The 23,753-nt window shown below is 71.5% G+C and carries 23 protein-coding genes; 7 read left to right on the forward strand and 16 right to left on the reverse strand.

Annotated elements, in window-relative coordinates:
* Positions 1-3 precede the first annotated feature (3 nt).
* A complete protein-coding gene (locus tag OHT61_RS17405; RefSeq protein WP_329039473.1) occupies positions 4-2,937 on the forward strand; it encodes a tetratricopeptide repeat protein in 2,934 nt (977 codons plus the stop codon).
* Between the two features lie 130 nt (positions 2,938-3,067).
* Here the strand turns inward: OHT61_RS17405 and OHT61_RS17410 are convergent, their stop codons facing one another.
* Positions 3,068-3,277 (reverse strand): hypothetical protein, encoded by a 210-nt coding sequence (locus OHT61_RS17410; RefSeq protein WP_329043459.1) that lies wholly within the window; start codon positions 3,275-3,277, stop codon positions 3,068-3,070.
* A 153-nt stretch (positions 3,278-3,430) separates the two neighbouring features.
* Between OHT61_RS17410 and OHT61_RS17415 the strand changes: the two genes are divergently transcribed.
* Entirely contained in the window at positions 3,431-4,312 is an 882-nt protein-coding gene (locus tag OHT61_RS17415) for a hypothetical protein (RefSeq protein WP_329043302.1), read from the forward strand.
* Between the two features lie 271 nt (positions 4,313-4,583).
* A complete protein-coding gene (locus OHT61_RS17420) occupies positions 4,584-4,826 on the forward strand; it encodes a hypothetical protein (RefSeq protein WP_443049466.1) in 243 nt (80 codons plus the stop codon).
* A gap of 15 nt (positions 4,827-4,841) precedes the next feature.
* On the opposite strand, the gene OHT61_RS17425 is transcribed toward OHT61_RS17420, so the two are convergent.
* The gene (locus tag OHT61_RS17425) at positions 4,842-5,189 is read right to left on the reverse strand and encodes a metal-sensitive transcriptional regulator (RefSeq protein ID WP_329039477.1); all 348 of its coding nucleotides are present in this window, start codon (positions 5,187-5,189) and stop codon (positions 4,842-4,844) included.
* A 221-nt stretch (positions 5,190-5,410) separates the two neighbouring features.
* Between OHT61_RS17425 and OHT61_RS17430 the strand changes: the two genes are divergently transcribed.
* Together OHT61_RS17430 and OHT61_RS17435 are read left to right on the forward strand one after the other, a co-directional pair.
* Positions 5,411-6,031 carry a DUF47 domain-containing protein gene (locus OHT61_RS17430; protein WP_104787723.1) on the forward strand — a complete coding sequence of 207 codons (621 nt, stop codon included), beginning with the start codon at positions 5,411-5,413 and terminating at the stop codon, positions 6,029-6,031.
* A gap of 5 nt (positions 6,032-6,036) precedes the next feature.
* Complete coding sequence (locus tag OHT61_RS17435) at positions 6,037-7,035, forward strand: inorganic phosphate transporter (RefSeq protein WP_329039481.1); 999 nt, start codon at positions 6,037-6,039, stop codon at positions 7,033-7,035.
* 171 nt (positions 7,036-7,206) lie between these two features.
* Here the strand turns inward: OHT61_RS17435 and pstB are convergent, their stop codons facing one another.
* The 13 genes from pstB to mshD all read right to left on the reverse strand — a co-directional run bounded on the left by pstB (position 7,207) and on the right by mshD (position 20,250).
* The gene (gene pstB, locus OHT61_RS17440) at positions 7,207-7,983 is read right to left on the reverse strand and encodes a phosphate ABC transporter ATP-binding protein PstB (protein WP_329039484.1); all 777 of its coding nucleotides are present in this window, start codon (positions 7,981-7,983) and stop codon (positions 7,207-7,209) included.
* A gap of 26 nt (positions 7,984-8,009) precedes the next feature.
* A complete protein-coding gene (gene pstA, locus OHT61_RS17445; protein ID WP_329039486.1) occupies positions 8,010-9,098 on the reverse strand; it encodes a phosphate ABC transporter permease PstA in 1,089 nt (362 codons plus the stop codon).
* Entirely contained in the window at positions 9,095-10,087 is a 993-nt protein-coding gene (gene pstC, locus OHT61_RS17450) for a phosphate ABC transporter permease subunit PstC (RefSeq protein WP_329039489.1), read from the reverse strand. The genes pstA and pstC overlap by 4 nt, the downstream gene beginning before the upstream one ends.
* 135 nt (positions 10,088-10,222) lie before the next feature.
* Positions 10,223-11,362 carry a phosphate ABC transporter substrate-binding protein PstS gene (pstS, locus tag OHT61_RS17455; protein ID WP_329039492.1) on the reverse strand — a complete coding sequence of 380 codons (1,140 nt, stop codon included), beginning with the start codon at positions 11,360-11,362 and terminating at the stop codon, positions 10,223-10,225.
* Positions 11,363-11,655: 293 nt separating this feature from the next.
* Positions 11,656-11,841, reverse strand: coding sequence for a hypothetical protein (locus OHT61_RS17460; RefSeq protein ID WP_329039493.1), 186 nt, complete (start codon positions 11,839-11,841; stop codon positions 11,656-11,658).
* Positions 11,842-12,140: 299 nt separating this feature from the next.
* Positions 12,141-12,923, reverse strand: a complete 783-nt coding sequence (gene map, locus OHT61_RS17465) for a type I methionyl aminopeptidase (protein ID WP_329039494.1) — start codon at positions 12,921-12,923, stop codon at positions 12,141-12,143.
* Between the two features lie 112 nt (positions 12,924-13,035).
* Positions 13,036-13,446: an NUDIX hydrolase gene (locus OHT61_RS17470; RefSeq protein WP_329039496.1), complete on the reverse strand. Its 411-nt coding sequence runs from the start codon at positions 13,444-13,446 to the stop codon at positions 13,036-13,038.
* Positions 13,443-14,435, reverse strand: coding sequence for a CHAD domain-containing protein (locus tag OHT61_RS17475; RefSeq protein ID WP_329039498.1), 993 nt, complete (start codon positions 14,433-14,435; stop codon positions 13,443-13,445). The genes OHT61_RS17470 and OHT61_RS17475 overlap by 4 nt, the downstream gene beginning before the upstream one ends.
* Positions 14,422-16,668 (reverse strand): RNA degradosome polyphosphate kinase, encoded by a 2,247-nt coding sequence (locus OHT61_RS17480; RefSeq protein WP_329039500.1) that lies wholly within the window; start codon positions 16,666-16,668, stop codon positions 14,422-14,424. The genes OHT61_RS17475 and OHT61_RS17480 overlap by 14 nt, the downstream gene beginning before the upstream one ends.
* A gap of 276 nt (positions 16,669-16,944) precedes the next feature.
* On the reverse strand, positions 16,945-17,937 hold the full coding sequence (locus tag OHT61_RS17485; RefSeq protein ID WP_329039502.1) for a hypothetical protein: 993 nt from the start codon (positions 17,935-17,937) through the stop codon (positions 16,945-16,947).
* Positions 17,934-18,827: an ABC transporter ATP-binding protein gene (locus OHT61_RS17490; protein ID WP_329039504.1), complete on the reverse strand. Its 894-nt coding sequence runs from the start codon at positions 18,825-18,827 to the stop codon at positions 17,934-17,936. The genes OHT61_RS17485 and OHT61_RS17490 overlap by 4 nt, the downstream gene beginning before the upstream one ends.
* A complete protein-coding gene (locus OHT61_RS17495) occupies positions 18,827-19,234 on the reverse strand; it encodes a GntR family transcriptional regulator (RefSeq protein WP_329039506.1) in 408 nt (135 codons plus the stop codon). The genes OHT61_RS17490 and OHT61_RS17495 overlap by 1 nt, the downstream gene beginning before the upstream one ends.
* 92 nt (positions 19,235-19,326) lie before the next feature.
* Positions 19,327-20,250: a mycothiol synthase gene (gene mshD, locus OHT61_RS17500; protein ID WP_329039507.1), complete on the reverse strand. Its 924-nt coding sequence runs from the start codon at positions 20,248-20,250 to the stop codon at positions 19,327-19,329.
* Positions 20,251-20,501: 251 nt separating this feature from the next.
* On the opposite strand from mshD, the gene OHT61_RS17505 reads away from it, so the two are divergent.
* Both OHT61_RS17505 and OHT61_RS17510 read left to right on the forward strand, forming a co-directional pair.
* The gene (locus tag OHT61_RS17505; protein WP_329039508.1) at positions 20,502-22,325 is read left to right on the forward strand and encodes a bifunctional metallophosphatase/5'-nucleotidase; all 1,824 of its coding nucleotides are present in this window, start codon (positions 20,502-20,504) and stop codon (positions 22,323-22,325) included.
* Between the two features lie 177 nt (positions 22,326-22,502).
* Positions 22,503-23,396, forward strand: coding sequence for a phosphatidylinositol-specific phospholipase C (locus OHT61_RS17510; RefSeq protein ID WP_329039509.1), 894 nt, complete (start codon positions 22,503-22,505; stop codon positions 23,394-23,396).
* A gap of 73 nt (positions 23,397-23,469) precedes the next feature.
* Here OHT61_RS17510 and OHT61_RS17515 read toward each other — a convergent pair whose 3' ends face one another.
* Positions 23,470-23,685, reverse strand: coding sequence for a hypothetical protein (locus OHT61_RS17515; protein WP_329039511.1), 216 nt, complete (start codon positions 23,683-23,685; stop codon positions 23,470-23,472).
* Between the last annotated feature and the right edge of the window lie 68 nt (positions 23,686-23,753).

Here is a 23,753-nt window from a genome sequence, read left to right on the forward strand (position 1 = left end):
GGTGTGGCTGGGCGGCGGCCGACACGGCAGGAGGTCAACCGGCGGGGCGGGCGGGCGGGGTTCGTCGGGCGCAGGGGTGAGCTCGCCGTCTTCCGGGAGACGTTCGCCCGTGACCCCGAGGACGCCGATTTCCCGTTCCTGTTCCACGTGCGGGGCAACGGGGGCGTGGGCAAGTCGACGCTGGTGCGCCAGTGGGAGACCGCCGCGCGTGAGCAACCCTCCGTGGTGACGTCGTACGTGGACGACGAGGTGCACGACGCGATCGAGGCGATGGAGGCGGTCAGCGCGCGGCTGGGCCGGCAGGGGCACCCGCTGAAGCGGTTCGACCGGCAGCTGGCCACCTACCGCCAGCGCAGGCACCAGGCCGAGAGCGCGGCGCCCGGACTCCAGCCCCTCCCCGGTGCGCCCGAGACGGGCGGGATCGCGCCGCCCTCGCCGTCCAGTACGGTCGCCGCGCAGCTGGGGCTGGCCACGATCGGGCTGGTGCCCGGGGCGGGCCCGTTCGTGGGGGCGGTCGATCCGCAGCAGGTGGCGCTGGGGGCGGACAGGCTGCGGGCGATGCTGAACACGCGCCTGCGCAGCCATGACGACGTTCACCTGGTGATGCATCCGCTCGCGGCGCTGGCCCCGGTGTTCCTCGACGACCTGGCCGAGGTCGCGGAGCGGTGCGAGCGGGTGGTGCTGTTCTTCGACGTGTACGAGCGGACCGGGCCGGTCCTCGATGCCTGGCTGCGGACGATCGCGTTCGGGGAGGAGTACGGCAGTCTGCCCGTCAACGTGCAGATCGTGCTGTCCGGGCAACTGCGTCTGGACCAGCGGGTCTGGGGGGAGTGGCTGGGCCAGGTCACCGAGGTGTGCCTGGAGGTCTTCTCCGAGGAGGAGGCCCGCACGCTGCTCGCGACCCACGGGGTGACGGACGGGGCGAGCGTCGAGCTGGTGCTGCGGCTCTCGGGCCGGCTGCCCCTGCTGGTCGACATGCTGGCGCGGAGCGACGGGCGGGCGGGCGACGGTTTCGGGGACCCGTCGGAGACGGCGGTCGAGCGGTTCCTGAAGTGGGAGCCCGATCCCGGGCGCCGTGAAGCCGCTCTGGCCTGTGCGCTGCCCCTCCTGGTCGACGAGGACATCTACAGCGCGGTCGTCCCGGGGGCCGCGGCGGACGGCTACGCCTGGCTCCGCGCTCTGGCCTTCGTGTCGCCGCAGGCCGGGCGCTGCCGCTATCACGACGTCGTGCGCGCGGCGATGCTGCGGTTGCAGCGGACCCGGTCCCCCGAGAGGTGGCAGCGGGCGCACACGCGTCTGGCCGAGCTGTTCGAGCGGGGGCGTCTGGGTGCGGAGGCGGAACTGGGCGGCGACGCGGATGCCTGGTGGGGTGACGCCGTGTGGCGCGAGCACCGGTTGAACGAGACGTACCACCGGCTGTGCGCTCACCCGCGTGGCGCGTTGCCCGGGGCTCTCCTGCAGACCGTCCACGCCGTCGGTCTCGATGTGGCCACGCACCGGCGCTGGGCGCAGACGCTCGGTCGTGCCGGGGTCGACGCCGATTCGGCGGCCCTCATGGCGTGGGGTGGTCGCCTGGAGTCCGCGGCGGACGAGGAGGAGTCCGGGGCGGGTGCACTGACGCTCCTGCTGGCCGCTCCCGAACTCGGCCCCGCTGGGCGGGCGTTGGCCTACAGCGTTCGTGGCAGGGAACATCGGGTCGCGGGTGATCACGAGAGGGCGCTGGCGGACTGCACGGCGGCCGTCGCCCTCGCGCCGGACACGGCACTTTGCCATGCCGGGCTGGGGGAGACGTATCGGGCCCTCGGCCGTCACGAGGAGGCCGTCGCCGCGTGCACGCGGGCGATCGAGCTGGACCCGGGTGACGCGTGGACCGCCGGCAGCCGGGGGGAGGCGTACCGGCTGCTGGGCCGGTACGACGAGGCGCTCGCCGATTTCTCCCGTGCCGTGACCCTCGACCCGCTGTACGCGTGGGCGTTCGGCAGCCGGGCGCAGACGTACGAGGCCCTGGGGCGGAAGGACGACGCCCTCGCCGACTACGACCGCGCCCTCGGCATCGACCCGGACTACGAGTGGGCCGTGGGGAGCCGGGCGCAGCTCCTGGAGGCGATGGGCCGTCCGGAGGAGGCGCTGGCCGACTACACCCTGGCCATCGCGATCGATCCGCAGTACGCCTGGGCGGTGGGGAGCCGGGCGCGGCTGTTCGGGCGGATGGGCCGTCATGAGGAGGCGCTCGCCGATTTCTCGCGTGCGGTGGAGATCGACCCGCTGTACGCGTGGGCGTTCGGCAGCCGGGCGCAGACGTACGAGGCCGTCGGGCGGTACGAGGAGGCCGTCACCGACTACGGCCGGGCCCTCGCCATCGATCCGGGGTTCGGCTGGGCCCTCACCGGTCGTGGTGAGCTGCACGAGCGGATGGGCCGTCATGAGGACGCCGTCGCCGACTACGGCCGGGCCCTCGGGGCCGGGCCGCCGTCCGACTGGACCTTCGCCGCGCGGGGCCGTGCCCTGCTGAGCCTCGGGCGGCACGAAGAGGCGCTGGCCGACTGTGCCCGGGCCGTGGAGCTGGATCCGGACGACGCCTGGAACGAGCTGACGTACGCCCTCGCGCTGCTCGTCGGCGGTGGCGGGCGGCACGAGGAGGCGACGGCCCGCCTCGACCGGGCGGGCCGCGGTTTCGCCGCCGCCGTCGAGTCCGCGGCCGGGGCGGGGGAGGATGCCGCCGACGCCTACGAGGGGCTGCTCGTCCTGCACTGTGTCCTGCTCGACGGGGACGGGGCGGCCGTCCAGTGCGAGGCGCTGGCCGGTCTCGAACGCACGGAGGGTGCGGTCCGGGAGACCCTGGACGCGCTGGCGTTCGTGCGGAGGGTGCTTCCCGCGGCGGGGCCGGCCGTCGAGCGGGCCGAACGCCGCCTGCGCGGGGCCGACGGGCCGCACTGACGGGCGGAGGCGGGCGTACGCCGGGTGACGGCGGCCGGCTCGCTTCTCCACGGCGGCAGTCCTGCTTCCCGTGGGCGGCGGGGGCGACGGCGGCCGGCTCACTCCTCCCGGCCGGCCGGGAGTACGGCCCTCAGTGCTCCTCTGCCGTGGTCAGGTGATCCGTGGCGTCGGTGCGGGCCCGGTCGCGGGAGCGTCTCGCAGGGCCGGTCCACCCGCATGAGCAGCGCGCCAGGCAGAACGAACCGCGTTCGACCGTGGTCGTGGTGTGCGCCCCGCCCTGGCTCTGCGGGGGAAGGAGCACGGGGGCTTCGACGAGGGGGTCCGAGGAGTCCTGATGCACCCGTCCACGGTACTGGGACGCGGCCCGGAGCAGCGGGGTGTGGGCCGATCGGCTTGCGGCGGAGCCCTCGCGGCGTGACGGGGCGCGCCGACCGTCGTTAGGCGAAGCGGGCGGGAACCGGGTCGGGTGGACGTCGTTGGGGGTTGGCAGGCGATGGTGGTGCGGCAGCAGAGATGCGGAGGCGGGGCACTGGCTGTGTGCGCCCTGGCCGTCGCCGGCGTGATGACGGTGGCCACCGGGTGCTCCGGTGACGGCGGCGGGGAGGGCGCCGGGGAACGGGCCGTGACCCGGGAGGGCCCCGCCGGGAGCCCGGCCGACGCGGTGCGGGGGGCGGCCGACGAGCTGGTCCGCGCGGGCAGCGCCGAGACGCGTACGTCGATGGAGACGGCGGCCGGCGGGACGAGGGTGACGATCCGGGGCGAGGGTGCGTACGACTTCCGCGGTCGACTGGGGCGGATCAAGGTGGTCCTGCCGAAGGACGCGGCCGGGGCGGACGGGCACCGGCCGATCACGGAGCTGCTGGCCCCCGGGGCGCTGTACATGAAGAACCGTGGCGCCGGGGTCCCGGACGACAAGTGGGTGCGGATCGACACGACGGCCCTGGAGGACGGCAACCTCGTCACCGGTGGGGTGACCGACCCGATGGCCGCGGCCGAGCTGCTGCGGGGCGCGGCGGACGTGACGTACGTGGGGCGCACCGAGCTGGCCGGGGTCCAGGTCAGGCACTACCGGGGCACGGCGGACATCGGGAGGGCGGCCGGGGCGGCCTCGCGGGAGTCGCGCGGTGCGCTGAGTGCCGCGGCGAAAGGGTTCAGCACGGACACGGTGCCGTTCGACGCCTATCTGGACGACGAGGGTCTGCTGCGGAAGGTGCGTCATCACTTCACGTTCGCGACCGAGGGGCCCGCGGTGGCGGTGGTGTCGACGACGCTGCTCTACGGCTTCGGGGCGCCGGCCTCCGTGGAGCTGCCCCCGGAAGCGGATCTCTACACGGGACGGGTCCAGCAGGGGCGCAGTGGCCCGGAAGCGCCGTAGGGAGGGGGCCGAAATGGTCCGTCCGTGCCATGCGCGGTGCGTGCTCCGGTCCCTACGCTGAGGGATGTCCCGTGACCCGTGGCGGATCGGCGCACGGCGTCGGATGCGGTGCGCCGCACGGCTGAGGGACGTTCGCACACTGGTTGTATTCGGGCGTCGCGGCAACGCGGCGAGGTGTCGTGGCTGTCGTCGCGCGCCCGCCGGGGATGACGGGGCGGCCCTCGGGCAGTCGGTGCGCCGGAGCCGGCGACGGCAGAGAGAGGTGACGCAGGTGGTGACGCTCAGCGCTCCGAACGCTCAGGACCATGTGGCCCTCGCCGAGATCGAACTGTGCGGTGAGCTCATGATCGCGGCCTCGGACGCGCTGGAGGACCGGCTCAGTGCCGACCGGATCGACGAGGTGCTCAAGGTCGGGGCCGGTCGCGGGCCCGACGAGGTGCTCGACGTCAGGGCCGGTCGCGGGCCGGCCGAGCAGCCGCCCGCCATCCCCCGGCAGGGCCGCCACCGGGGATGACGTGCCCGGCCGCCCTCATGTGCGCAGCAGGCGGGCGATCGCCTTCGTGGCCTCCTCGACCTTCGCGTCGATCTCGTCGCCTCCCTTGACGGCGGCGTCGGCGACGCAGTGGCGCAGGTGCTCCTCGAGGAGCTGGAGCGCGAAGGACTGCAGGGCCTTGGTGGAGGCCGACACCTGGGTGAGTATGTCGATGCAGTAGACGTCCTCGTCCACCATCCGCTGGAGTCCGCGGATCTGCCCCTCGATGCGGCGGAGGCGCTTGAGGTGCTCCTCCTTCTGGTGGTGGTACCCGTGGATACCGCGGTCGTGGTCGGTGACGACCGCGTCGGAACCGGCTGCGTCAGCGGCCTCGGTGGTGGTCATGGGGTCCTCCCGTTGTCCTCGTGCCCCGCGGGGTCCGTGCCGTTCTGCGCCGTCTGCATACCCCTGGTGGGTATATGGTAACGAATCCTGCCGAAACGTGACCGGGGGTCCGTGCTGATCACTGTGCCTGATGCGCGACACTGAGGAACGCCGGTTAGCCGTGGCCGGATGATGCGCCTAGCATCAGCCTGACCGAATCCAAAGCACCCCGAGGACCCCACGTGCGCTTTCGTCTGACCCCCAGGGAGACGAGCTTCTACGACATGTTTTCCGCATCCGCGGACAACATCGTCACGGGCTCGAAACTCCTGATGGAACTGCTCGGGGCGGATTCTGCCTCCCGAGTCGAGATCGCGGAGCGTATGCGGGCAGCGGAGCACGCGGGGGACGACGCGACCCACGCGATCTTCCACCAGCTGAACTCCTCCTTCATCACGCCGTTCGACCGCGAGGACATCTACAACCTCGCGTCGTCGCTCGACGACATCATGGACTTCATGGAGGAGGCCGTCGACCTGGTCGTCCTGTACCAGATCGACGAGCTCCCGAAGGGTGTCGAGCAGCAGATCGAGGTCCTGGCCAGGGCGGCGGAACTCACCGCCGAGGCCATGCCGAGTCTGCGGACCATGGACAACCTCACCGAGTACTGGATCGAGGTCAACCGCCTGGAGAACCAGGCCGACCAGATCCACCGCAAGCTGCTGGCCCAGCTGTTCAACGGCAAGTACGACGCCATGGACGTGCTGAAGCTCAAGCAGATCGTGGACGTGCTGGAAGAGGCGGCTGACGCGTTCGAACACGTCGCCAACACCGTGGAGACCATCGCGGTCAAGGAGTCCTGAACCTCGTGGACACCTTTGCGCTGGTCGTGACCATCGGGGTCGCGCTCGGCTTCACGTATACGAACGGCTTCCACGACTCGGCGAACGCCATCGCCACCTCGGTCTCCACCCGGGCGCTGACCCCGCGTGCGGCTCTGGCGATGGCGGCTGTGATGAACCTCGCAGGCGCCTTCCTGGGCCAGGGGGTCGCCAAGACCGTCAGTGAAGGCATCATCGCCACCCCTCAGGGCCAGAAGGGGATGGGCATCCTCTTCTGCGCGCTGGTCGGCGCGATCATCTGGAACCTCATCACCTGGTACTTCGGCCTGCCCTCCTCCTCCTCGCACGCCCTGTTCGGCGGCATGGTCGGGGCGGCGCTCGCCGGGGGCACCGACGTGATCTGGTCCGGGGTGGTGGAGAAGATCGTCATCCCGATGTTCGTCTCCCCGGTCATCGGCCTCGTGGCCGGCTACCTGGTGATGGTCGCCATCCTGTGGATGTTCCGGAAGGCCAACCCGCACAAGGCCAAGCGCGGCTTCCGCATAGCCCAGACCGTCTCGGCCGCCGGCATGGCGCTCGGGCACGGACTGCAGGACGCGCAGAAGACCATGGGCATCGTGGTGCTGGCCCTGGTCATCGCCGACGTCGAGGGTCCGAACGACGAGATCCCGATCTGGGTGAAGTTCGCCTGTGCGGCGATGCTCTCCCTCGGTACGTACGCGGGCGGCTGGCGCATCATGCGCACCCTCGGCCGCAAGATCATCGAGCTCGACCCGCCGCAGGGCTTCGCCGCCGAGACGACCGGCGCGTCGATCATGTTCGGTTCCGCCTTCCTGTTCCACGCGCCCATCTCCACGACCCACGTGATCACCTCGGCGATCATGGGTGTCGGTGCGACGAAGCGGGTGAACGCGGTCCGCTGGGGCGTGGCCAAGAACATCATCCTGGGCTGGTTCATCACGATGCCGGCCGCCGCGCTGGTCGCCGCGGCGAGCTACGGGATCGTCTTCCTGTGCTTCGGGTGACCGGAGCCGGTCGCCCTGTGCTCCGGATGACCGGAGCAGGCGCCGCGGGGTGAGACCCGGCGGTTCCACGAGGACGTGAAAAGGGTCCGCCCCCGCTCTCCACAGGAGAGCGGGGGCGGACCCTTCGCCTTGCGGTGGCACCGCCATGCAGCACCCCAAGGCCGTCTGTGGTTATCCGAAGCGGCCGGAGATGTAGTCCTCGGTGGCCTGGACGGACGGGTTGGAGAAGATCCGCTCCGTGTCGTCGATCTCGATGAGGCGGCCGGGCTTGCCCACCGCCGAGAGGTTGAAGAACGCCGTGCGGTCCGAGACGCGCGCCGCCTGCTGCATGTTGTGCGTCACGATGACGATCGTGAAGCGCTCCTTCAGCTCACCGATCAGGTCCTCGATGGCGAGGGTCGAGATCGGGTCGAGCGCCGAGCACGGCTCGTCCATCAGCAGCACGTCCGGCTCGACCGCGATCGCGCGGGCGATGCACAGGCGCTGCTGCTGGCCGCCGGAGAGGCCGGAGCCCGGCTTGTTCAGGCGGTCCTTGACCTCGTTCCACAGGTTGGCGCCCTTGAGGGACTTCTCGACGATGTCCGACAGCTGGCTCTTGCGGTACGAGCCGTTGAGGCGCAGGCCCGCCGCGACGTTGTCGAAGATCGACATGGTCGGGAAGGGGTTCGGGCGCTGGAAGACCATGCCGACCGTGCGGCGTACGGCGACGGGGTCGACGCCGGGGCCGTAGAGGTTCTCGTCGTCGAGCAGCACCTTGCCCTCGACACGGCCACCGGGGGTGACCTCGTGCATGCGGTTCAGGGTGCGCAGGAACGTGGACTTGCCGCAGCCGGACGGGCCGATGAAGGCGGTCACGGAGCGGGGTTCCACGGTCATCGAGATGTCCTCGATGGCCTTGTGGGATCCGTAGTAGGCGGTGAGGCCGCCGATGTCGATGCGCTTGGCCATGTGAATCAGCTGCTTTCTGCGTGGCCTCAGCGGCCGGACTTCGGGGCCTTCCAGCGGGCGATGCCGCGGGCCACCAGATTGAGGATCATGACGAAGGCGATCAGCACCAGGGCCGCTGCCCAGGCGCGGTCGTAGGACGCGGCCTCGCCGACCTTGTACTGCTCGTAGATGTAGAAGGGCAGCGAGGACTGGGCGCCTTCGAAGGGGTTCGTGTTGATCAGCTGGCTGCCGAAGACCAGAAGGATGATCGGTGCCGTCTCTCCCGCGATACGCGCGATGGCGAGCATGACGCCCGTCGTGATGCCGCCGATCGCGGTGGGCAGGACCACCTTCAGGATGGTGCGCCACTTGGGGATGCCCAGGGCGAGCGAGGCCTCGCGGAGCTCGTTCGGGACGAGCTTGAGCATCTCCTCCGTGGAGCGGACCACGACGGGGATCATCAGGATGGACAGGGCGAGCGCGCCCATCAGGCCGGACGGCTCGATGTCGGCGATCAGCATGATCGACAGGATGAAGAGACCGGCGACGATCGACGGGATTCCGGTCATCACGTCGACGAAGAACGTGACGGCCTTGGCCAGCCCGCCCTTGCCGTACTCGACCAGGTAGACCGCGGTCAGCAGTCCGAGCGGGGCGGAGATCACCGTGGCGATGCCGACCTGCTCCAGGGTGCCGATCAGCGCGTGGTAGACGCCGCCGCTGTTCTCCGAGCCGAGGACCCCGGCCATGGAGTGGGTGAGGAAGTACAGGTCGAGGCGCTCGGAGCCGCGGCTGACGGTGGTCCAGAGCAGCGAGGCGAGCGGGACGATCGCGACGAGGAAGCACACCCAGACGACGCTGGTGGCGAGGCGGTCCTTGGCCTGGCGCTGGTTCTCGACCACGGTCGTGGCGACGTACGAGATGGTGAGGAACAGCAGCGCGGAGATCAGGCCCCACTGGACGCGGCTCTCCCAGCCGGCGGCGACGCTCACGCCGATGCCGAGCGCCACCGAGACGGCGGCGAAGCCGAGCGGGGACCAGCGGGGGAGGCTGCGGCTGCTGAGGCCGGCCTTCCGGCGTTCCGGCGAGGTCCGCGGACGGTCGTCCTGGACGTCGGTGGTGGTGGCGTGGCTCATGCGTTGGCCCCCGAGTACTCCTTGCGGCGGGCGATGATGAGCCGGGCCGCGCCGTTGACCAGCAGGGTGAGGACGAAGAGGACGAGGCCCGAGGCGATCAGGGCGTCGCGCCCGAACTCGTTGGCCTCGCCGAACTTGGCGGCGATGTTCTGCGCGAACGTCCCGCCGCCGGGATTGAGCACGTGCAGCGAGATGAGGAAGCTCGGGGAGAGGACCGTGGCGACGGCCATCGTCTCGCCGAGCGCCCGGCCGAGGCCCAGCATCGACGCGGAGATGATTCCGGAGCGGCCGAAGGGCAGGACCGAGAGCCGGATGACCTCCCAGCGGGTGGCCCCGAGGGCGAGCGCCGCTTCCTCGTTCATCTTCGGGACCTGGAGGAAGACCTCGCGGCTGACGCTGGTCACGATCGGCAGGATCATGATCGCGAGCAGGACGCCGACGGTGAAGAGCGAGCGGGCGACGCCCACCTCGGTCTTCTCGAAGAGGTAGGTCCAGCCGAAGAACTGGTCGAGCCAGAGGTTCAGGCCCTCCATGTACGGCACGAGGACCAGGGCGCCCCAGATGCCGTAGACGATGCTGGGCACCGCGGCGAGCAGGTCGATCACGTAGGCGATCGGGGCGGCCAGCCTGCGCGGCGCGTAGTGCGAGATGAACAGGGCGATGCCGACAGCGATCGGAACCGCGATGAGCATCGCGATGATCGAGCTGACGACCGTGCCGAAGAGGAGGACCGCGATGCCGAAGACCGGCGGGTCACCGGCGGGGTTCCAGTCGAAGGTGGTGAGGAAGTTCCCCTCGTCCTTCGAGACGGCGATGACGGCGCGGTAGCTGAGGAACAGGGCGATCGACGCCATGATCACGAGCAGCAGGATGCCGGAGCCCCGTGAGAGGCCCAGGAAGATCTTGTCGCCGGCGCGCCCGGTGGACTTGGGGCGGCCGCGCGTGGCCGGCTGAGCCGGCGGGTGGTCGAGCGGTGTGGTGGAAGCCATGGTCTTTCCGGTCTGTGTGGGGGAGCGGCGAGCTCCCCTGGCGGCGGTGCACCGGATGGGGTCGGTGGCGTGGGCCGGTCCGGAGGGGTGCGCCGGACCGGCTCGCCTGTGCGTGCGTGTCGTACGTGGAGCGGGTTACGAGAGGGCGGCGACCGTCTCGCGGACCTTGGCGTTGATCGCCTCGGGGATCGGGGCGTAGCCGGCGTCGACGAGGACCTTCTGGCCCTCCTCGGAGGAGGTGTAGGTCAGGAAGGACTTGACCGAGCCGAGGGTGTCGGCCTTGTTGCCGGTGTCGCAGACGACCTCGTAGGTCACCAGGACGATCGGGTACGCGCCCTCGGCCTTGGTGGTGTAGTCGAGGTCGAGCGCCAGGTCCTTGCCGGTGCCCTTGATCTTGGCGGCGGCGATGGCCTTGGAGGCGTTCTCCGAGGTGGCCTTCACCGGGGCGGAACCGCCGGTGTTGATGTCGACCGTGGAGATCTGCTGGGAGGAGGCGTAGGACAGCTCGAAGTAACCGATGGAGCCGTTGACCTGCTTGACCTGGGCGGCGACGCCCGCGGAGCCGGACGCGGCCTGGCCACCGGGGGCCGGCCACTTCTTCTCGGCCTCGTACTTCCAGTCGCTCGACGCCGCGGCGTTCAGGTACTTGCCGAGGTTCTGCGTGGTGCCGGAGTCCTCGGAGCGGTGGAAGGGCTGGATGGCCGTGTCCGGGAGCTTGACGCCGGTGTTGAGCTTGGCGATCGCCGGGTCGTTCCACTTCTTGATCTTCGTGTCGAAGATCTTGGCGAGCGTGGGGGCGTCCAGCGTGAGGCTGTCGACACCCTCCAGGTGGAAGCCGATCGCGATCGGGCCGCCGACCATCGGGAGGTTGATGCCCTGGCCGGTCTTGCAGATCTTCTTCGACTCGGCGACCTCTTCGGGCTTCAGCGCCGAGTCGGAGCCGGCGAAGCCGACGGTGCCCTGGTTGAACGCGACGATGCCCTCACCGGAGGACGAGGAGTTGTAGTTGACCTCGGCGCCGGAGCAGGCGGCCATGTAGTTCTTGACCCAGAGGTCCATCGCGTTCTTCTGGGCGCTGGACCCGGAGGCGCGCAGCTGGCCCTGGGCGCCGTCGCACTTGATGTCCGACGCGGCGGCGGTGGTCTTCGTGGCGCCGCTGCCAGTGTCGGCGCCGCTGTTGTCGTCCGAACCGCACGCCGTGAGGACCAGGGCGCTGGAGACGGCGAGGGCACCGAGCGCGGTGGCACGAAGCCGGTTCTTGCGCTGAAGCTTCACTTTCGGGGTGTTCCTTCCAGGAGCCGCCGCGGCTGTGTGGTGCGAGGCGGCGTGCGATGAGGAGTGGTGCGCCGGCTTGTCGCCGTGCACCGTGTACGTCCGAAATTAGGCAGAACAGGTGAAGCGCCCTACGGGGCAGAGTGAACGGCAGGTGAACCGTGCGGGGCGGGCTGGTTCCGCGGCGCGGCGCCGGTGGCCGGGGGCGTCACGGCGTGCCTGCGGGGCGGCGGAGCCGCGGTTGTGCGCGGTCGGTTCGGGCGGAGCGGGGCGAGCGGGGTACGGGTCCGGCGGGGTCAGGTCCGGCGGGGCGGGGCCGAACGCACGGGACCCCGCCGCCCGGAGGCGGCGGGGTCCCGTGACTGCGGCAGCGTCACGTCCCGGCCGGCGAAGTCCTGGTTCGCGCCGGACTCCCAGGACTCCCGGTCGGCGCGGGTCGGGATGCCGCGCAGCCTGTACTTTCCGGCCTCGGACGTGGTCACGACCGAGGCCTGCGGCTTCGCCTCGCGCTCGGCCTGGACGGTCGAGTACTGGGGGAGTACTGGGTGACCGTGCTGGAGGCGGCGTCGACCGCGACGTTCCCGTCGTCGGCCGGACGGTTGCGCGGCAGGACTTCCGGCGGCTCGACGGGGACGGTGCCGTGGCAGGTGACGGTGTCGGCGCCCGCGGAGTGGCAGCCGACGTTCTGCCGGTCGCCCGGCAGAGAGGCGCCCCCGGCCCGCCGGCCCGCCGGCCCGCCTGCTCGTGCGGGGGCCGGGCGCGGGCCGGGGTGGTTCCGGCCTCAGGGGTGCGCGTGCCGCGGCAGGGTGAGGATGTCGGCTCCGTCGTCGGTGATGGCGATCGTGTGCTCGGTGTGTGCCGTCCGGCAGCCCGTCGCACTCCGGAGTGTCCATCCGTCGGCGTCGGTGACGAGTTCGGCCGTGTCCGCCATGACCCACGGCTCCAGTGCCAGCAGCAGTCCGGGGCGGAGCGTGTATCCGCGGCCCGCGCGGCCGGTGTTGGGGACGTGCGGGTCCTGGTGCATCGTCGACCCGATGCCGTGCCCTCCGAACTGGGTGTTGACCCGGTATCCGGCCTCGCCGAGGACCGTGCCGATCGCGTGCGAGATGTCCCCGATGCGGGCCCCGGGTCCGGCGGCGGCGATGCCCGCGGCCAGTGCGCGTTCGGTCGCGTCGATCATGGCGAGGCTCTCCGGGTCGCGTGTGCCGCCGACGATGAAGCTGATGGCGGCGTCCGCCGCGATCCCGCGCAGGGAGACGGCCAGGTCGAGTGTCAGCAGGTCGCCGTCGCGCAGTGCGTAGTCGTGCGGCCGCCCGTGGAGGACGGCGTCGTTGACGGCCGTGCAGATGTGGTGGCCGAACGGACCGCGGCCGAAGGAGGGGGCGTAGTCGACGTAGCAGGACTCGGCCCCGGCCTCGTCGATCATGGCCTTGGTCCAGCGGTCGATGTCCAGGAGGTTCGTGCCGACCGTGCTGCGGTCCCTCAACGTCTGCAGGATGTCGGCGACCAGGGCGCCCGTGTCTCCGGCCCTGGCCAGCAGGGTGGGGTTCAGGATCTCGATCATGGGGGCCCTTCGCGCGCGTTCCAATAACTATACCGGCCATACTATACCGGTATGAGTATTGGGGCGGTGCGCGGACGCGTGGCGGAGGAACCGGAGTCGGCTTCTCCGTCCGTCAGGTGCCGGGCCTGAGCGTCCCCATGAACGCGTCCAGCTGGACGCGGTCGCCGGGCCGGGTCAGGAGCGCGCGGGCGGAACCGGGAGGAAGCCAGGCCAGCCGGTCCACCTCGTCGTTGGGCACGAAGGTGCCGTCGGCCGCCTCCGCCGCCCAGTAACTGACCTCCTTCGGCCGTCCGTTGGCCACGTAGACGGCCGTGGGCAGGGCGGCGCCCGGCTCGCACCGGTGGCCCGTCTCCTCCTGTACCTCCCGCAGGGCGCCCTCCAGCGCCGTCTCGCCGCGCTTGAGCTTGCCCTTGGGGAACGACCAGTCGTCGTACCGCGGGCGGTGGACGAGGCAGATCTCCGTACCGCCCTCGGGCGCCCGGCGCCACAGCACGCAGCCCGCCGCGAGCACCGGGCCGCTCATCGCGCGGTCACGGCCGTCGCGCGGGGCCAGGCCTCGCGGAACACCGCACGCGCGGCCGCCACCTCGTGCCGCTGGTCGGCGTGCAGGACGCCCAGGGCGTACGCGGTCGCCGGGGCGATCCTCGGGGTGCGCGCCGCCTCCGCCGCGGCCGCCGCCGCCTCCGCCGCGTCCCGGTGCAGTTCGAGAGCGTGCCCCGGCCCGGTGAGCGCCGGGTCGGGGGCGCCCCGCAGCACCTCGTGGGCGTACCGGTGCAGCCGGAGCAGCAGCCGGGCCTGGTGCCAGAGGGCGTCGTGGGCCTCGTTGTACGGCTCCACCGCCTCGTCGGGCGGCAGGGCGGCGACCGCCGCCAGCATCCGCTCCTCGGCCAGCCCGGCCGGGTCGTGCAGCACCCCGGCGGCCGGTTCGGCGGCCGCAGGCGACAGGGGGACCTCCGAGGCGAGCAGGGCGACGCCGTCGGCGACCGCGTGGAAGCGGGAGGAGCCGATGGCCTGGAGGGCCGCCGAGTGTGCGCGGGTCCTGGCGAGGGTCAGCCGGCGTTCCAGGAGGGCGCCCGCCCGCGCGGCACCGACGTCGAGGGCGGCCCGCTCCTTGGCGGCCTCCGTGGTGTCCGCGTCTCCCGAGGCCCTGGCGGCCGGCAGCGAGGTGCCGGAGAGCTGGTGCAGGGCGTCCAGCAGCCGCCCGAGCCGGGTGGCGTAGGCGTGCTCACGGGCCAGGGTGCCGGAGAGCCAGGCCAGTTCCGCCCGGAGGTGGTCGGCCCAGGCGGGTTCCAGCGCTCCCCGGAAGGTGTGCAGGGTGGCGCTCATGCGGCGGGCGGCGTGCCGCAGTGCGCGGGCCGCCTCGTCGGCGCCGTGCGTGCCCGCGTCCGCCGGGGCGCTGTGCTCGCGGTGCAGGCGCAGGCCCCGCAGGAATCCGGCTGCCTGTTCGCGCAGGTACGGCGCGAGGACCGATCCGGCGGAGAGGGTCGTCGTCGGGTGGTCAGGGCGTCGCACGCCTACGCCTCCGGGCATCGATGAGCATCTCTTGTACATGCCGCAGGGGCTGGCCGTCCGCGTCCGTGGAGTGCCTGGTCCAGTTGCCGTCGGGGCCCAGGTGCCAGGAGGACGTGGTGTCGGACATGCCGGTTTCCAGGAGCCTGCTGAGCGCGGCTCGGTGCGCGGGGTCGGTCACGCGGACCAGTGCCTCGATCCGGCGGTCGAGGTTGCGGTGCATCATGTCGGCGCTGCCGAACCAGACTTCGGGCTCGCCGCCGTTGCCGAAGGCGAAGAGCCGGGAGTGTTCGAGGAAGCGGCCCAGTATCGAGCGGACCCGGACGTTCTCGGAGAGGCCGCTGACCCCGGGGCGGATCGCGCAGATGCCGCGCACCCAGATGTCGACGGGAACCCCGGCCTGCCCTGCCCGGTAGCAGGCGTCGATGACCGCTTCGTCGACCATCGAGTTGACCTTGATGCGCACGTAGGCGGGCCGCCCCGCCCGGTGGTGGGCGGCCTCCTTGTTGATCCGCGCGATCAGCCCGTCGCGCAGGGACTTCGGCGCCACCAGCAGCCGGCGGTAGGTCTCGCGGCGGGAGTAGCCGGAGAGCCGGTTGAAGAGGTCGGAGAGGTCGGCCCCGACCTGCGGGTCGGCGGTGAGGAGCCCGAGGTCCTCGTACAGCCGGGCCGTCTTGGGGTGGTAGTTGCCGGTGCCGACGTGGGAGTAGCGGCGCAGCGTGTCTCCCTCCTGACGGACCACCAGGGAGAGCTTGCAGTGGGTCTTGAGCCCGACGAGGCCGTAGACGACGTGGCAGCCCGCCTCCTCCAGCTTGCGGGCCCACTTGATGTTGGCCTGCTCGTCGAAGCGTGCCTTGATCTCGACGAGGACGAGGACCTGCTTCCCGGACTCGGCGGCGTCGATGAGGGCGTCGACTATCGGCGAGTCGCCCGACGTCCGGTAGAGGGTCTGCTTGATCGCGAGGACGTCCGGGTCGCCCGCCGCCTGTTCCAGGAAGGCCTGGACGGAGGTGGAGAAGGAGTCGTACGGGTGGTGCAGCAGTACGTCGCGTTCACGGAGGGCGGCGAAGATGTCGGGCGCGGAGGCCGACTCGACCTCGGCCAGGTCGCGGTGGGTGCCGGCGACGAACTTGGGGTACTTCAGCTCGGGCCGGTCCAGCGAGGCGATCCCGAACAGGCCGGTGAGGTCGAGCGGGCCGGGCAGCGGGTAGAGCTCGGTCTCGGAGATCTTCAGCTCGCGCACCAGCAGGTCCAGGACGTACGGGTCGATGGACTCCTCGACCTCCAGGCGGACCGGCGGGCCGAAGCGGCGCCGCATGAGCTCCTTCTCCAGCGCCTGGAGGAGGTTCTCGGCGTCGTCCTCCTCGACCTCCAGGTCCTCGTTCCTGGTGACCCGGAACATGTGGTGGGCCAGGACCTCCATGCCCGGGAAGAGCTCTTCGAGGTGGGCCGCGATGATGTCCTCTATCGGGACGTAACGCTGCGGGGACGCCTCCAGGAAGCGCGTGAGCAGCGGCGGCACCTTGACCCGGGCGAAGTGGCGGTGCCCGCTCACGGGGTTGCGCACGACGACGGCGAGGTTGAGCGAGAGCCCCGAGATGTACGGGAAGGGGTGGGCCGGGTCGACGGCCAGCGGGGTCAGCACCGGGAAGACCCGCTGCCGGAAGAAGGTGAACAGGCGGGCCTGTTCCTTCTCGGTCAGGTCGGGCCAGCGGACCAGCTGGATGCCCTCGTCGGACAGGGCGGGGGCGATGTCCTGCTGGTAGCAGGCGGCGTGCCGCGCCATGAGTTCCCGCGAACGGGTCCAGATCAGGTCGAGCACCTCGCGGGGCTGCAGCCCGGACGCGGACCGGGTCGCGACGCCGGTGGCGATACGGCGCTTGAGACCGGCCACCCGGACCATGAAGAACTCGTCCAGGTTCGACGCGAAGATGGCGAGGAAATTAGCCCGTTCGAGTAGCGGTGTGCCGGGGTCCTCGGCCAGTTCCAGGACGCGTTCGTTGAACGCGAGCCAACTGCGCTCCCGGTCCAGGAACCGGCCCTGCGGCAGTTCGTCGCCGTCCGCCTCGGGCTCGTAGGCGTCCGCGTCGTTGTCCAGATCGGGATCCAGGTCGGCGGCTGTGGACAGACCTGTGGGCACCCCGCCGGCGACGGCGTGGGGCCGGTGCGCGGCGAGGGAGCCCACCGACGGCTGGGCGGGCTGGACCGGGACCTCGGAGCTGGGCTGCTGGCTCATGGACCTATTCTTCCGCGCGTTCGGCTCCTCAGGCGCGTCGGAGGCGAGAAAGATCGCGGAAGAAAGGGGGCCGGTCCGTTTCGCGGGGTCGTTCCCGTTGCGGGGGGTGGGCAGAGCTGGCTGCATCCCGTGAGGGTCGCAAGCTCTTCTGAATGGCCGGTAACGGCGACATGACGTACAGGAAGCGGTGTGGCTGCGGTGCTGTCGTCGGTCACGGAGAGTCAGCCCCCCGTCCGGGCTCCCGTCGGGGCGCGGACAGGGGGCTGCTGCCGGTTCTCAGCCGCTGCGGCGGCGCAGGACGCGGAAGGCGAGCGCGAGGGCCAGGGCGGCGAGGGCCAGCGCGATGCCGGTCTCGACGAGCTGGAGCGGCCAGAAGTGCGAGGCGGGGTGGTAGTCGGCGTACTCGCCTGTGACCGCCCGCCCGGCGAGGCAGGCGGGCCGGTCGGCGACCTGCTCCCAGCAGTCTTCGACGGAGTGCCGTACGCCGTCGTCGGTGATGCGTCCGGTGTCGGTGATCCAGGAGCCCCGGGGCAGAGAACCGGTTTCGTCTGTCGCGCTCACCAGAGTCCTCGGAGGCCACAGCAAGGGGCGCAGCGCGGTCAGGGCGATGACGGCGGCGACGGTGACCAGGGCCGAGAGCGCCAGCGCGGGGACCGTGCGGCGGACCAGGAGTCCGACGAGCGCCCCGGCACAGAGGCCGAGCAGGACGTGGGCGATCGGTACCGTGCCCGTGGTGGCGAAGACGTAGGGCGTGGACCACTCGGACGTGTAGGAGACCGTCAAGCGGGACCGGACCCAGTGGAGCACCGCTGAAAGCACGGCGGTCACAGTCACGAGCAGCACAGCGGGCACGGCGAGTTTCGCGGCGAGCCAGCGAGCGGGCGACATCGACTGGGTCCAGGACAATTTGAACGTGCCGCTCTCCAGCTCCCTGCCGATCATCGGGCCGGCGACGAATCCGCTGAGGAGGGCCGGCATCGCCATCAGGACCGTGGCGATGAGGTTGAAGGTGTTGTCGTACCTGAACATGCTGACCGCGTAGTTGCGGGCTGTCTGGTTGCAGTGCCGGCCCGCCCCTCCGTCGATCGGACACCCGCTCGTCAGGAAGACCTGGGTGACGTGCGACGACCGCAGGGTGACGGCGATCAGGGCGAGGAGCACGGCCAGGGCGAGGCCGCCCCCGATCCACAGTGTCGTGCGGTGCTGCCGCACCACGACGCGCACCGGCCCCCGCAGTGAGGGGCGGGGCCGGGTGAGGGTGGTGCTCATATCGCCGCCACCGCCTCGGCGTTCTCGGCGCTCGGGGTGAGCAGGGGCGGGGCCTCCGGAGAGCGGAGGTGGGCCAGCAGAAGTTCCTCCAGGGACGGTTCCGTGACGTCCCAGGCCGCGGTGTCCACCGGGCCCTCCTTGCGTACGAGTGCGGTGAGCTGACGGCCCGTCGTGCGCGACTCGACGACCGTGTGCGGGGCGAGGTCGCCGACCTGGCCGGTGAGCACGGCGTGCGCGGCCACGATGTCCTCGCTCTCGCCGCCGAGGCGGACCCGGCCGCCCTCGACGAGCAGGAGGTAGTCGCAGGCGCCCTCCAGTTCGGTGAGGATGTGCGACGACATCACGATGGTGGTGCCGTGCTCGGCGGCCTCCGCCATCAGGACGCCCATCAGCTGGTGCCGGGCGAGCGGGTCCAGGTCGGCCATCGGCTCGTCCAGCAGCAGGAGTTCGGGCCTCTTGCCGAGGGCGAGGGCCAGGGCCAGCCGGGTGCGCTGGCCGCCCGACAGTGTGCGGACCTTCGCGTCCTGGGGGAGCGGGTCGGCGACCCGGCGGGCGGTCGCCGGGTCCCAGGTGCCGGGGTTGAGCTCGGCCCCGGCCCACAGGGTGCCGGCCACGGTGAGCTGCGGGAACAGCGGCTTGTCCTGGGCCACGTACGCGATACGCGGACGCGCGTCGGCGGGGGTCGAACCGAGCACCCGCACCGATCCCCGGGTGGGCCGCAGCAGGCCGGCCGTGAGGGAGAGCAGGGTGGACTTCCCTGCGCCGTTGGGGCCGACGAGGGCGCATATCCGTCCGGCGGGGAGCCGGAACGAGCAGTCGCTCAGCGCCCGTCGCCCCCGCCTCCCGTAAGTCATGCCGAGGCCGTTCGCCTCGATCGCGGCGCCTGTCATCAGTGCGGGTCTCCCTTGAACGTGCTGTCCAGTACGTCGGTGAAGAGTGCGCTCACGTCGTCCTTGTCCAGACCCGCGGCGCGAGCCCTGCGGGTCCACTCGGCGAGCTCGGCGCGCAGCGGCGGATCGGTCGTGACCGCCGCGCTGCCCAGGGTGCGGCGGACGAAGGTGCCGAGGCCGCGGCGGGCCTCGACGAGTCCTTCGCGCTCCAGTTCGCGGTAGGCCTTGAGCACCGTGTTCGGGTTGATCGCCGTGGCCTCGACGACTTCGCGGGCCGTGGGCAGACGGTCACCGGGCTCCAGCACACCGAGGCGGAGTGCCTGCTTGGTCTGCTGCACGATCTGGAGGTAGGTGGCGACGCCGCTGCGCCGGTCGATACGGAACTCGACCGCTGCGGACTCTGCCATGTGCACCACCCTTTCACTAATTGAGTAGTGAAAGGGTGGCCTAAGGGAGGGGCGACGTCAAGTCACGCCGCCCCTCAGGGTGTTGGTGCTGCTCAGGACTCCGTGCGGTACATCAGGTCGACCTCGTGCGTGGCGAAGCCCATCCGCTCGTACACCGACAGCGCGGCCGGGTTGTCCGCGTCGACGTAGAGCATCGCCGTCGGCAGGCCCCGCGCGGCCAGGTGGCGCAGGCCGATCGCGGTGAGGGCCTTGCCGAGGCCGCCGCCCTGGGCGTCCGGCCTGATGCCGACGACGTAGACCTCGCCGAGGTCCTCCTCGACGTGCACCTTCGTCCAGTGGAAGCCGATGATCTCGCCGTCGCGCTCGGCCAGGAAGAAGCCCTCGGGGTCGAACCAGGACTCGGCCTTGCGGTCGTCGAGGTCCCGCTGGGTGAGGGATCCCTGCTCGGGGTGGTGGGCGAACGCGGCGCTGTTCACGGCGAGCCAGGCGGTGTCGTCCCGGCCCGGCACGAAGGTCCGGACGGTGACGCCCGGCGGGAGGGCCGGCTCGGCGATGTCGAGGGAGTCCAACGGGCGCCGCAGCTGGCGCAGTTCGCGGAAGAGCGAGAGGCCGAGGACCTGGGCGAGGTGTCGTGCGGCCGCCTTGCCGCCGTGCGCCCAGACCCGCAGCCGCTTGCCGGTCGCGCCGAGGAGGGCGGATCCCAGGGCGCGGCCGTGTCCCCGGCCCCGGTGGGAGGGGTGCACGACCAGCTCCGCGGCCGGTGCCTCCACGGGGTCGGTGTCCTCCAGTTGCGCGTATCCGGCCAACTCGCCGTCCACCCCGAGCAGGAAGTGCCGGACACCCTCGCGGTGCCCGCCCCTCAGCTGCAGCCGCCCCTGCTCGGAGACGGCCTGCCGCCCGTCGGTCGCGGCGGCCTCGCCGAGGAGGGCGAGGACGGCGTCGGCCTGCTCGGGGGTGAGCACGTCGAGGGTCTCGATCACGCGTCCGGGGGCGGGGAGGGGTGCGTCAGTCGTCATGGGTACGAGCGTACGGGGACGGGACCGGCGTCCGGGGGCACGGCGGCGCAGGGTCGCCCGAGGGCCCCGGGGCCCTCCCTGTCCGCATATGTACGCCCTGCGGGTGATCGACCCCCTTGCGACCGCACGGCAACCAGTTCGTAACCCCCTACACCTGTCGCGCTACGCGCGTTGACCCTAGGCTGCGGCAGCAGGATTCCAGGCGTGTCACCGCCACTCACCACCCTCCCGCTGAACTCACAAGGGGAACGATGTCAGCGACTTCGCAGAAGAACCGTGCCTCCCGGCGGGTGCTCTCCGCCGCGGCCGGACTGGCCGCGGCGGGCGCACTCGTCGCCGCCCTGCCGGCCGGTGCCCAGGGCCACGGACACGGCCACGGACACGGTCACCACCAGCCCCGCACCGTCGACGTGCAGCTGCTCTCCTTCAACGACCTCCACGGCAACCTGGAGCCGCCCGCCGGTTCGGCCGGGACGGTCGCCGAGAAGCAGGCCGACGGCACGGTGAAGTCGGTCCCGGCCGGTGGCGTCGAGTACCTCGCGACCTCGCTGCGCACCGCGCGCAAGGGGCACCCGTACTCCGTCACGGCGGCCGGCGGCGACATGGTCGGCGCGAGCCCGCTGCTGTCGGGTCTCTTCCACGACGAGCCCACCATCGAGGCGCTCAACGGGCTCGACCTCGACGTGACGGCCGTCGGCAACCACGAGTTCGACGAGGGCGCGACCGAGCTGGGGCGCCTGCAGAACGGCGGCTGCCACCCCGTCGAGGGCTGCTACGAGAAGGGCAAGAAGTTCAAGGGCGCGGACTTCCCCTACCTCGCGGCCAACGTGACGAGCGAGAAGTCCGGCAAGCCGATCCTCAAGCCGTACACGGTCTGGAAGAAGAACGGCGTCAAGATCGGCTTCATCGGGGTGACCCTGGAGGGCACGCCGAACATCGTCACGGCGAACGGCGTCAAGGGCCTGAAGTTCCACGACGAGATCGAGACGGTCAACAGGTACGCCAAGGAACTGGACCGGCAGGGCGTCAAGTCGATCGTGGCGCTGATCCACGAGGGCGGTGCCCCGGCCTCCTCCTCGTACAACTACGACTGCGACAGCCCCGGGGCCGGTGACGGCATCTCGGGACCGATCGTCGACATCGCCAAGGGCATCACGTCCAAGGTCGACGCCCTGGTCACCGGCCACACCCACCAGGCGTACGTGTGCACGGTCCCGGACCCCTCCGGCAAGCCGCGCATGGTCACGTCGGCCTCGTCGTTCGGCAAGCTCTACACGGACACGACGCTCACCTACGACCGCCGCACCAAGGACATCGTCCGCACGTCGGTGAAGTCCCCGTCGTCGGCGAACCACATCGTCAGCCGCGACCAGGCCAAGGCCACGGACATGACCGCGCTGATCGCCCGCTGGAACACGCTGGCCGCGCCGATCGCGAGCCGCCCCCAGGGCTTCATCTCCGCCGACATCAACGGTCGCGGCTCCACCGCCCCGGAGAAGCCGCTCGGCAACCTGATCGCCGACGCCCAGCTGGAGGGCCTGGCCCCCGCGGACAAGGGTGGCGCGGTCGTCGCGTTCATGAACCCGGGCGGTATCCGCTCCGACCTCGTGTACGCGGCCTCGGCGGGTGAGGGCGACGGAGTGGTGACGTACGGCGAGGCGTTCACCGTCCAGCCGTTCACCAACATGATGAACGTCGTCGACCTCACCGGAGCGCAGCTCGTCGCCGCCCTCCAGCAGCAGGTCAGCGGCTCCAACGCGGCGTCCCCGAAGATCCTCCAGGTCTCGAAGGGCCTCACCTACACGCTGGACATGACGAAGGCCGGCGCCGACCGCGTGGTCACCTCGTCGATCCTGCTGAACGGTGTCGCGATCGACCCGGCGAAGACGTACCGCGTCGCGATGAACGAGTTCCTCGCGGGCGGCGGCGACGGCTTCGCGGCTCTCGGCCAGGGCACGAACAAGCTGGTGGGCCCGTCGGACCTGGACCTGTTCAACGCCTACCTGGCGGCGCACTCCACGGCCTCCGCGCCGCTGGCCCCGCCCGCCACGGACCGGATCACGGTCGTGCAGTAGGCGCGGGACGCGGGACAGGGCGGAGCGGGGCGGCGGGCCGATCGGGCCTGCCGCCCCGCTCCGGCGTTTCCGGTGGCCGGACTCCGGCCGCGTACGGGCATGCCCTGTTCCGCTCTTGATGCGTGCGCGTCATAATCCCGGAGCCACCCCCCACCACGGCCGTCGGAGGCATTGCCCATGACCCCGTACACCTCCACCCGCCGGACCTTCCTCACCGGCTCGCTCGCCGCCGCCGCCGGAATCCTGCTCGGCGGGGCACCGGCGTCCGCCGCCCCAGCCCGGGTCCTCGGCACGCAGGACTGGATGGCAGCCTTCGCGGATGCCACCCCGCTGCGGCGGCTGACGATCCCGGGCACCCACAACTCCGGTGCCCGGTACGGCGGCCCTTGGACGGAGTGCCAGAACACCACGGTCGCCGCCCAGCTCGACAGCGGCATCCGGTTCCTCGACGTACGCTGCCGGATCAGCGGCGACGCCTACGCGATCCATCACGGTGCCTACTACCAGCACCTGAACTTCGACGACGTCCTCGGCGCCTGCCGGGCCTTCCTCGCCGCGCACCCCTCCGAGACCGTGCTGATGCGCGTCAAGCAGGAGTACTCGACGGAGAGCGACGACGCGTTCCGGCGGATCTTCGACATCTACCTCGACGGCAAGGGCTGGCGCCCGCTCCTGCGCCTCGACCCGGCGCTCCCGGACCTCGGTTCGGCCCGGGGCAAGGTCGTGGTCCTGGCCGACAACGGCGGCCTGCCCGGAATCCGGTACGCGGACCCGGCGCTCTTCGACATCCAGGACGACTACATGGCTGAGCCGTTCGGCAAGTACCCGAAGATCGAGGCGCAGTTCCGGAAGGCCGCGCAGCAGCCGGGGAAGCTCTTCATGAACTACGTGAGCACGGCGGCCCTCATGCCGCCGCGCTGGAACTCCGACCGTCTCAACCCGCAGGTCCAGTCCTTCCTCGACGGTTCCGCCACGGCGGGCTGGACCGGTCTCGGCATCGTTCCGCTGGACTACCCGGCGACCCGGTCCGGCCTGGTCGAGTCGCTGATCCGGCACAACCCGGTGGGGTGAGCCGCCGTCCTGGGCGCTCAGGACCAGGGGGTTCGTGCGGCCCGCCCGACGGTGTAGGCGCACAGCCGGTTCCCTAGAGGTCCGGGGCGTCGTCGGGGTCCTGGCCGTAGTGGGCGGCCACCTCGTGCCCCCGGTCCTGGGCGAGGACGGCGGTGATGTACGCGGCAGGCCGTGCGGGGCGCCAGCCGACGGCCATGCCGATGAGTTCGGCCGGGATGCGGAGTCCTTCCCACTGGGTCCAGCCGACGAGCGGCCGGACCTGCCGCGCGATGCTGATGTCGCGGGCCACCTGCCACGGGCTCCGGGGCGGCGGGCCACCGCCCCTCCTGGCTCCCCCGGTGTGTCGGTTCGCCCGCG

It is taken from the genome of Streptomyces sp. NBC_00178 (genome assembly GCF_036206005.1).
Lineage (GTDB): Bacteria > Actinomycetota > Actinomycetes > Streptomycetales > Streptomycetaceae > Streptomyces.

Bases quoted from the DNA above. Each gene is read 5' to 3' on its own strand.
- OHT61_RS17495 (WP_329039506.1), bottom strand. From the start codon at position 19,234: ATGGCAGAGTCCGCAGCGGTCGAGTTCCGTATCGACCGGCGCAGCGGC.
- pstC (WP_329039489.1), bottom strand. From the start codon at position 10,087: ATGGCTTCCACCACACCGCTCGACCACCCGCCGGCTCAGCCGGCCACG.
- OHT61_RS17480 (WP_329039500.1), bottom strand. From the start codon at position 16,668: ATGAGCCAGCAGCCCAGCTCCGAGGTCCCGGTCCAGCCCGCCCAGCCG.
- OHT61_RS17510 (WP_329039509.1), top strand. From the start codon at position 22,503: ATGACCCCGTACACCTCCACCCGCCGGACCTTCCTCACCGGCTCGCTC.
- OHT61_RS17505 (WP_329039508.1), top strand. From the start codon at position 20,502: ATGTCAGCGACTTCGCAGAAGAACCGTGCCTCCCGGCGGGTGCTCTCC.
- mshD (WP_329039507.1), bottom strand. From the start codon at position 20,250: ATGACGACTGACGCACCCCTCCCCGCCCCCGGACGCGTGATCGAGACC.
- OHT61_RS17485 (WP_329039502.1), bottom strand. From the start codon at position 17,937: ATGAGCACCACCCTCACCCGGCCCCGCCCCTCACTGCGGGGGCCGGTG.
- OHT61_RS17470 (WP_329039496.1), bottom strand. From the start codon at position 13,446: ATGAGCGGCCCGGTGCTCGCGGCGGGCTGCGTGCTGTGGCGCCGGGCG.
- OHT61_RS17425 (WP_329039477.1), bottom strand. From the start codon at position 5,189: ATGACCACCACCGAGGCCGCTGACGCAGCCGGTTCCGACGCGGTCGTC.
- map (WP_329039494.1), bottom strand. From the start codon at position 12,923: ATGATCGAGATCCTGAACCCCACCCTGCTGGCCAGGGCCGGAGACACG.
- pstB (WP_329039484.1), bottom strand. From the start codon at position 7,983: ATGGCCAAGCGCATCGACATCGGCGGCCTCACCGCCTACTACGGATCC.
- pstA (WP_329039486.1), bottom strand. From the start codon at position 9,098: ATGAGCCACGCCACCACCACCGACGTCCAGGACGACCGTCCGCGGACC.
- OHT61_RS17415 (WP_329043302.1), top strand. From the start codon at position 3,431: ATGGTGGTGCGGCAGCAGAGATGCGGAGGCGGGGCACTGGCTGTGTGC.
- OHT61_RS17490 (WP_329039504.1), bottom strand. From the start codon at position 18,827: ATGACAGGCGCCGCGATCGAGGCGAACGGCCTCGGCATGACTTACGGG.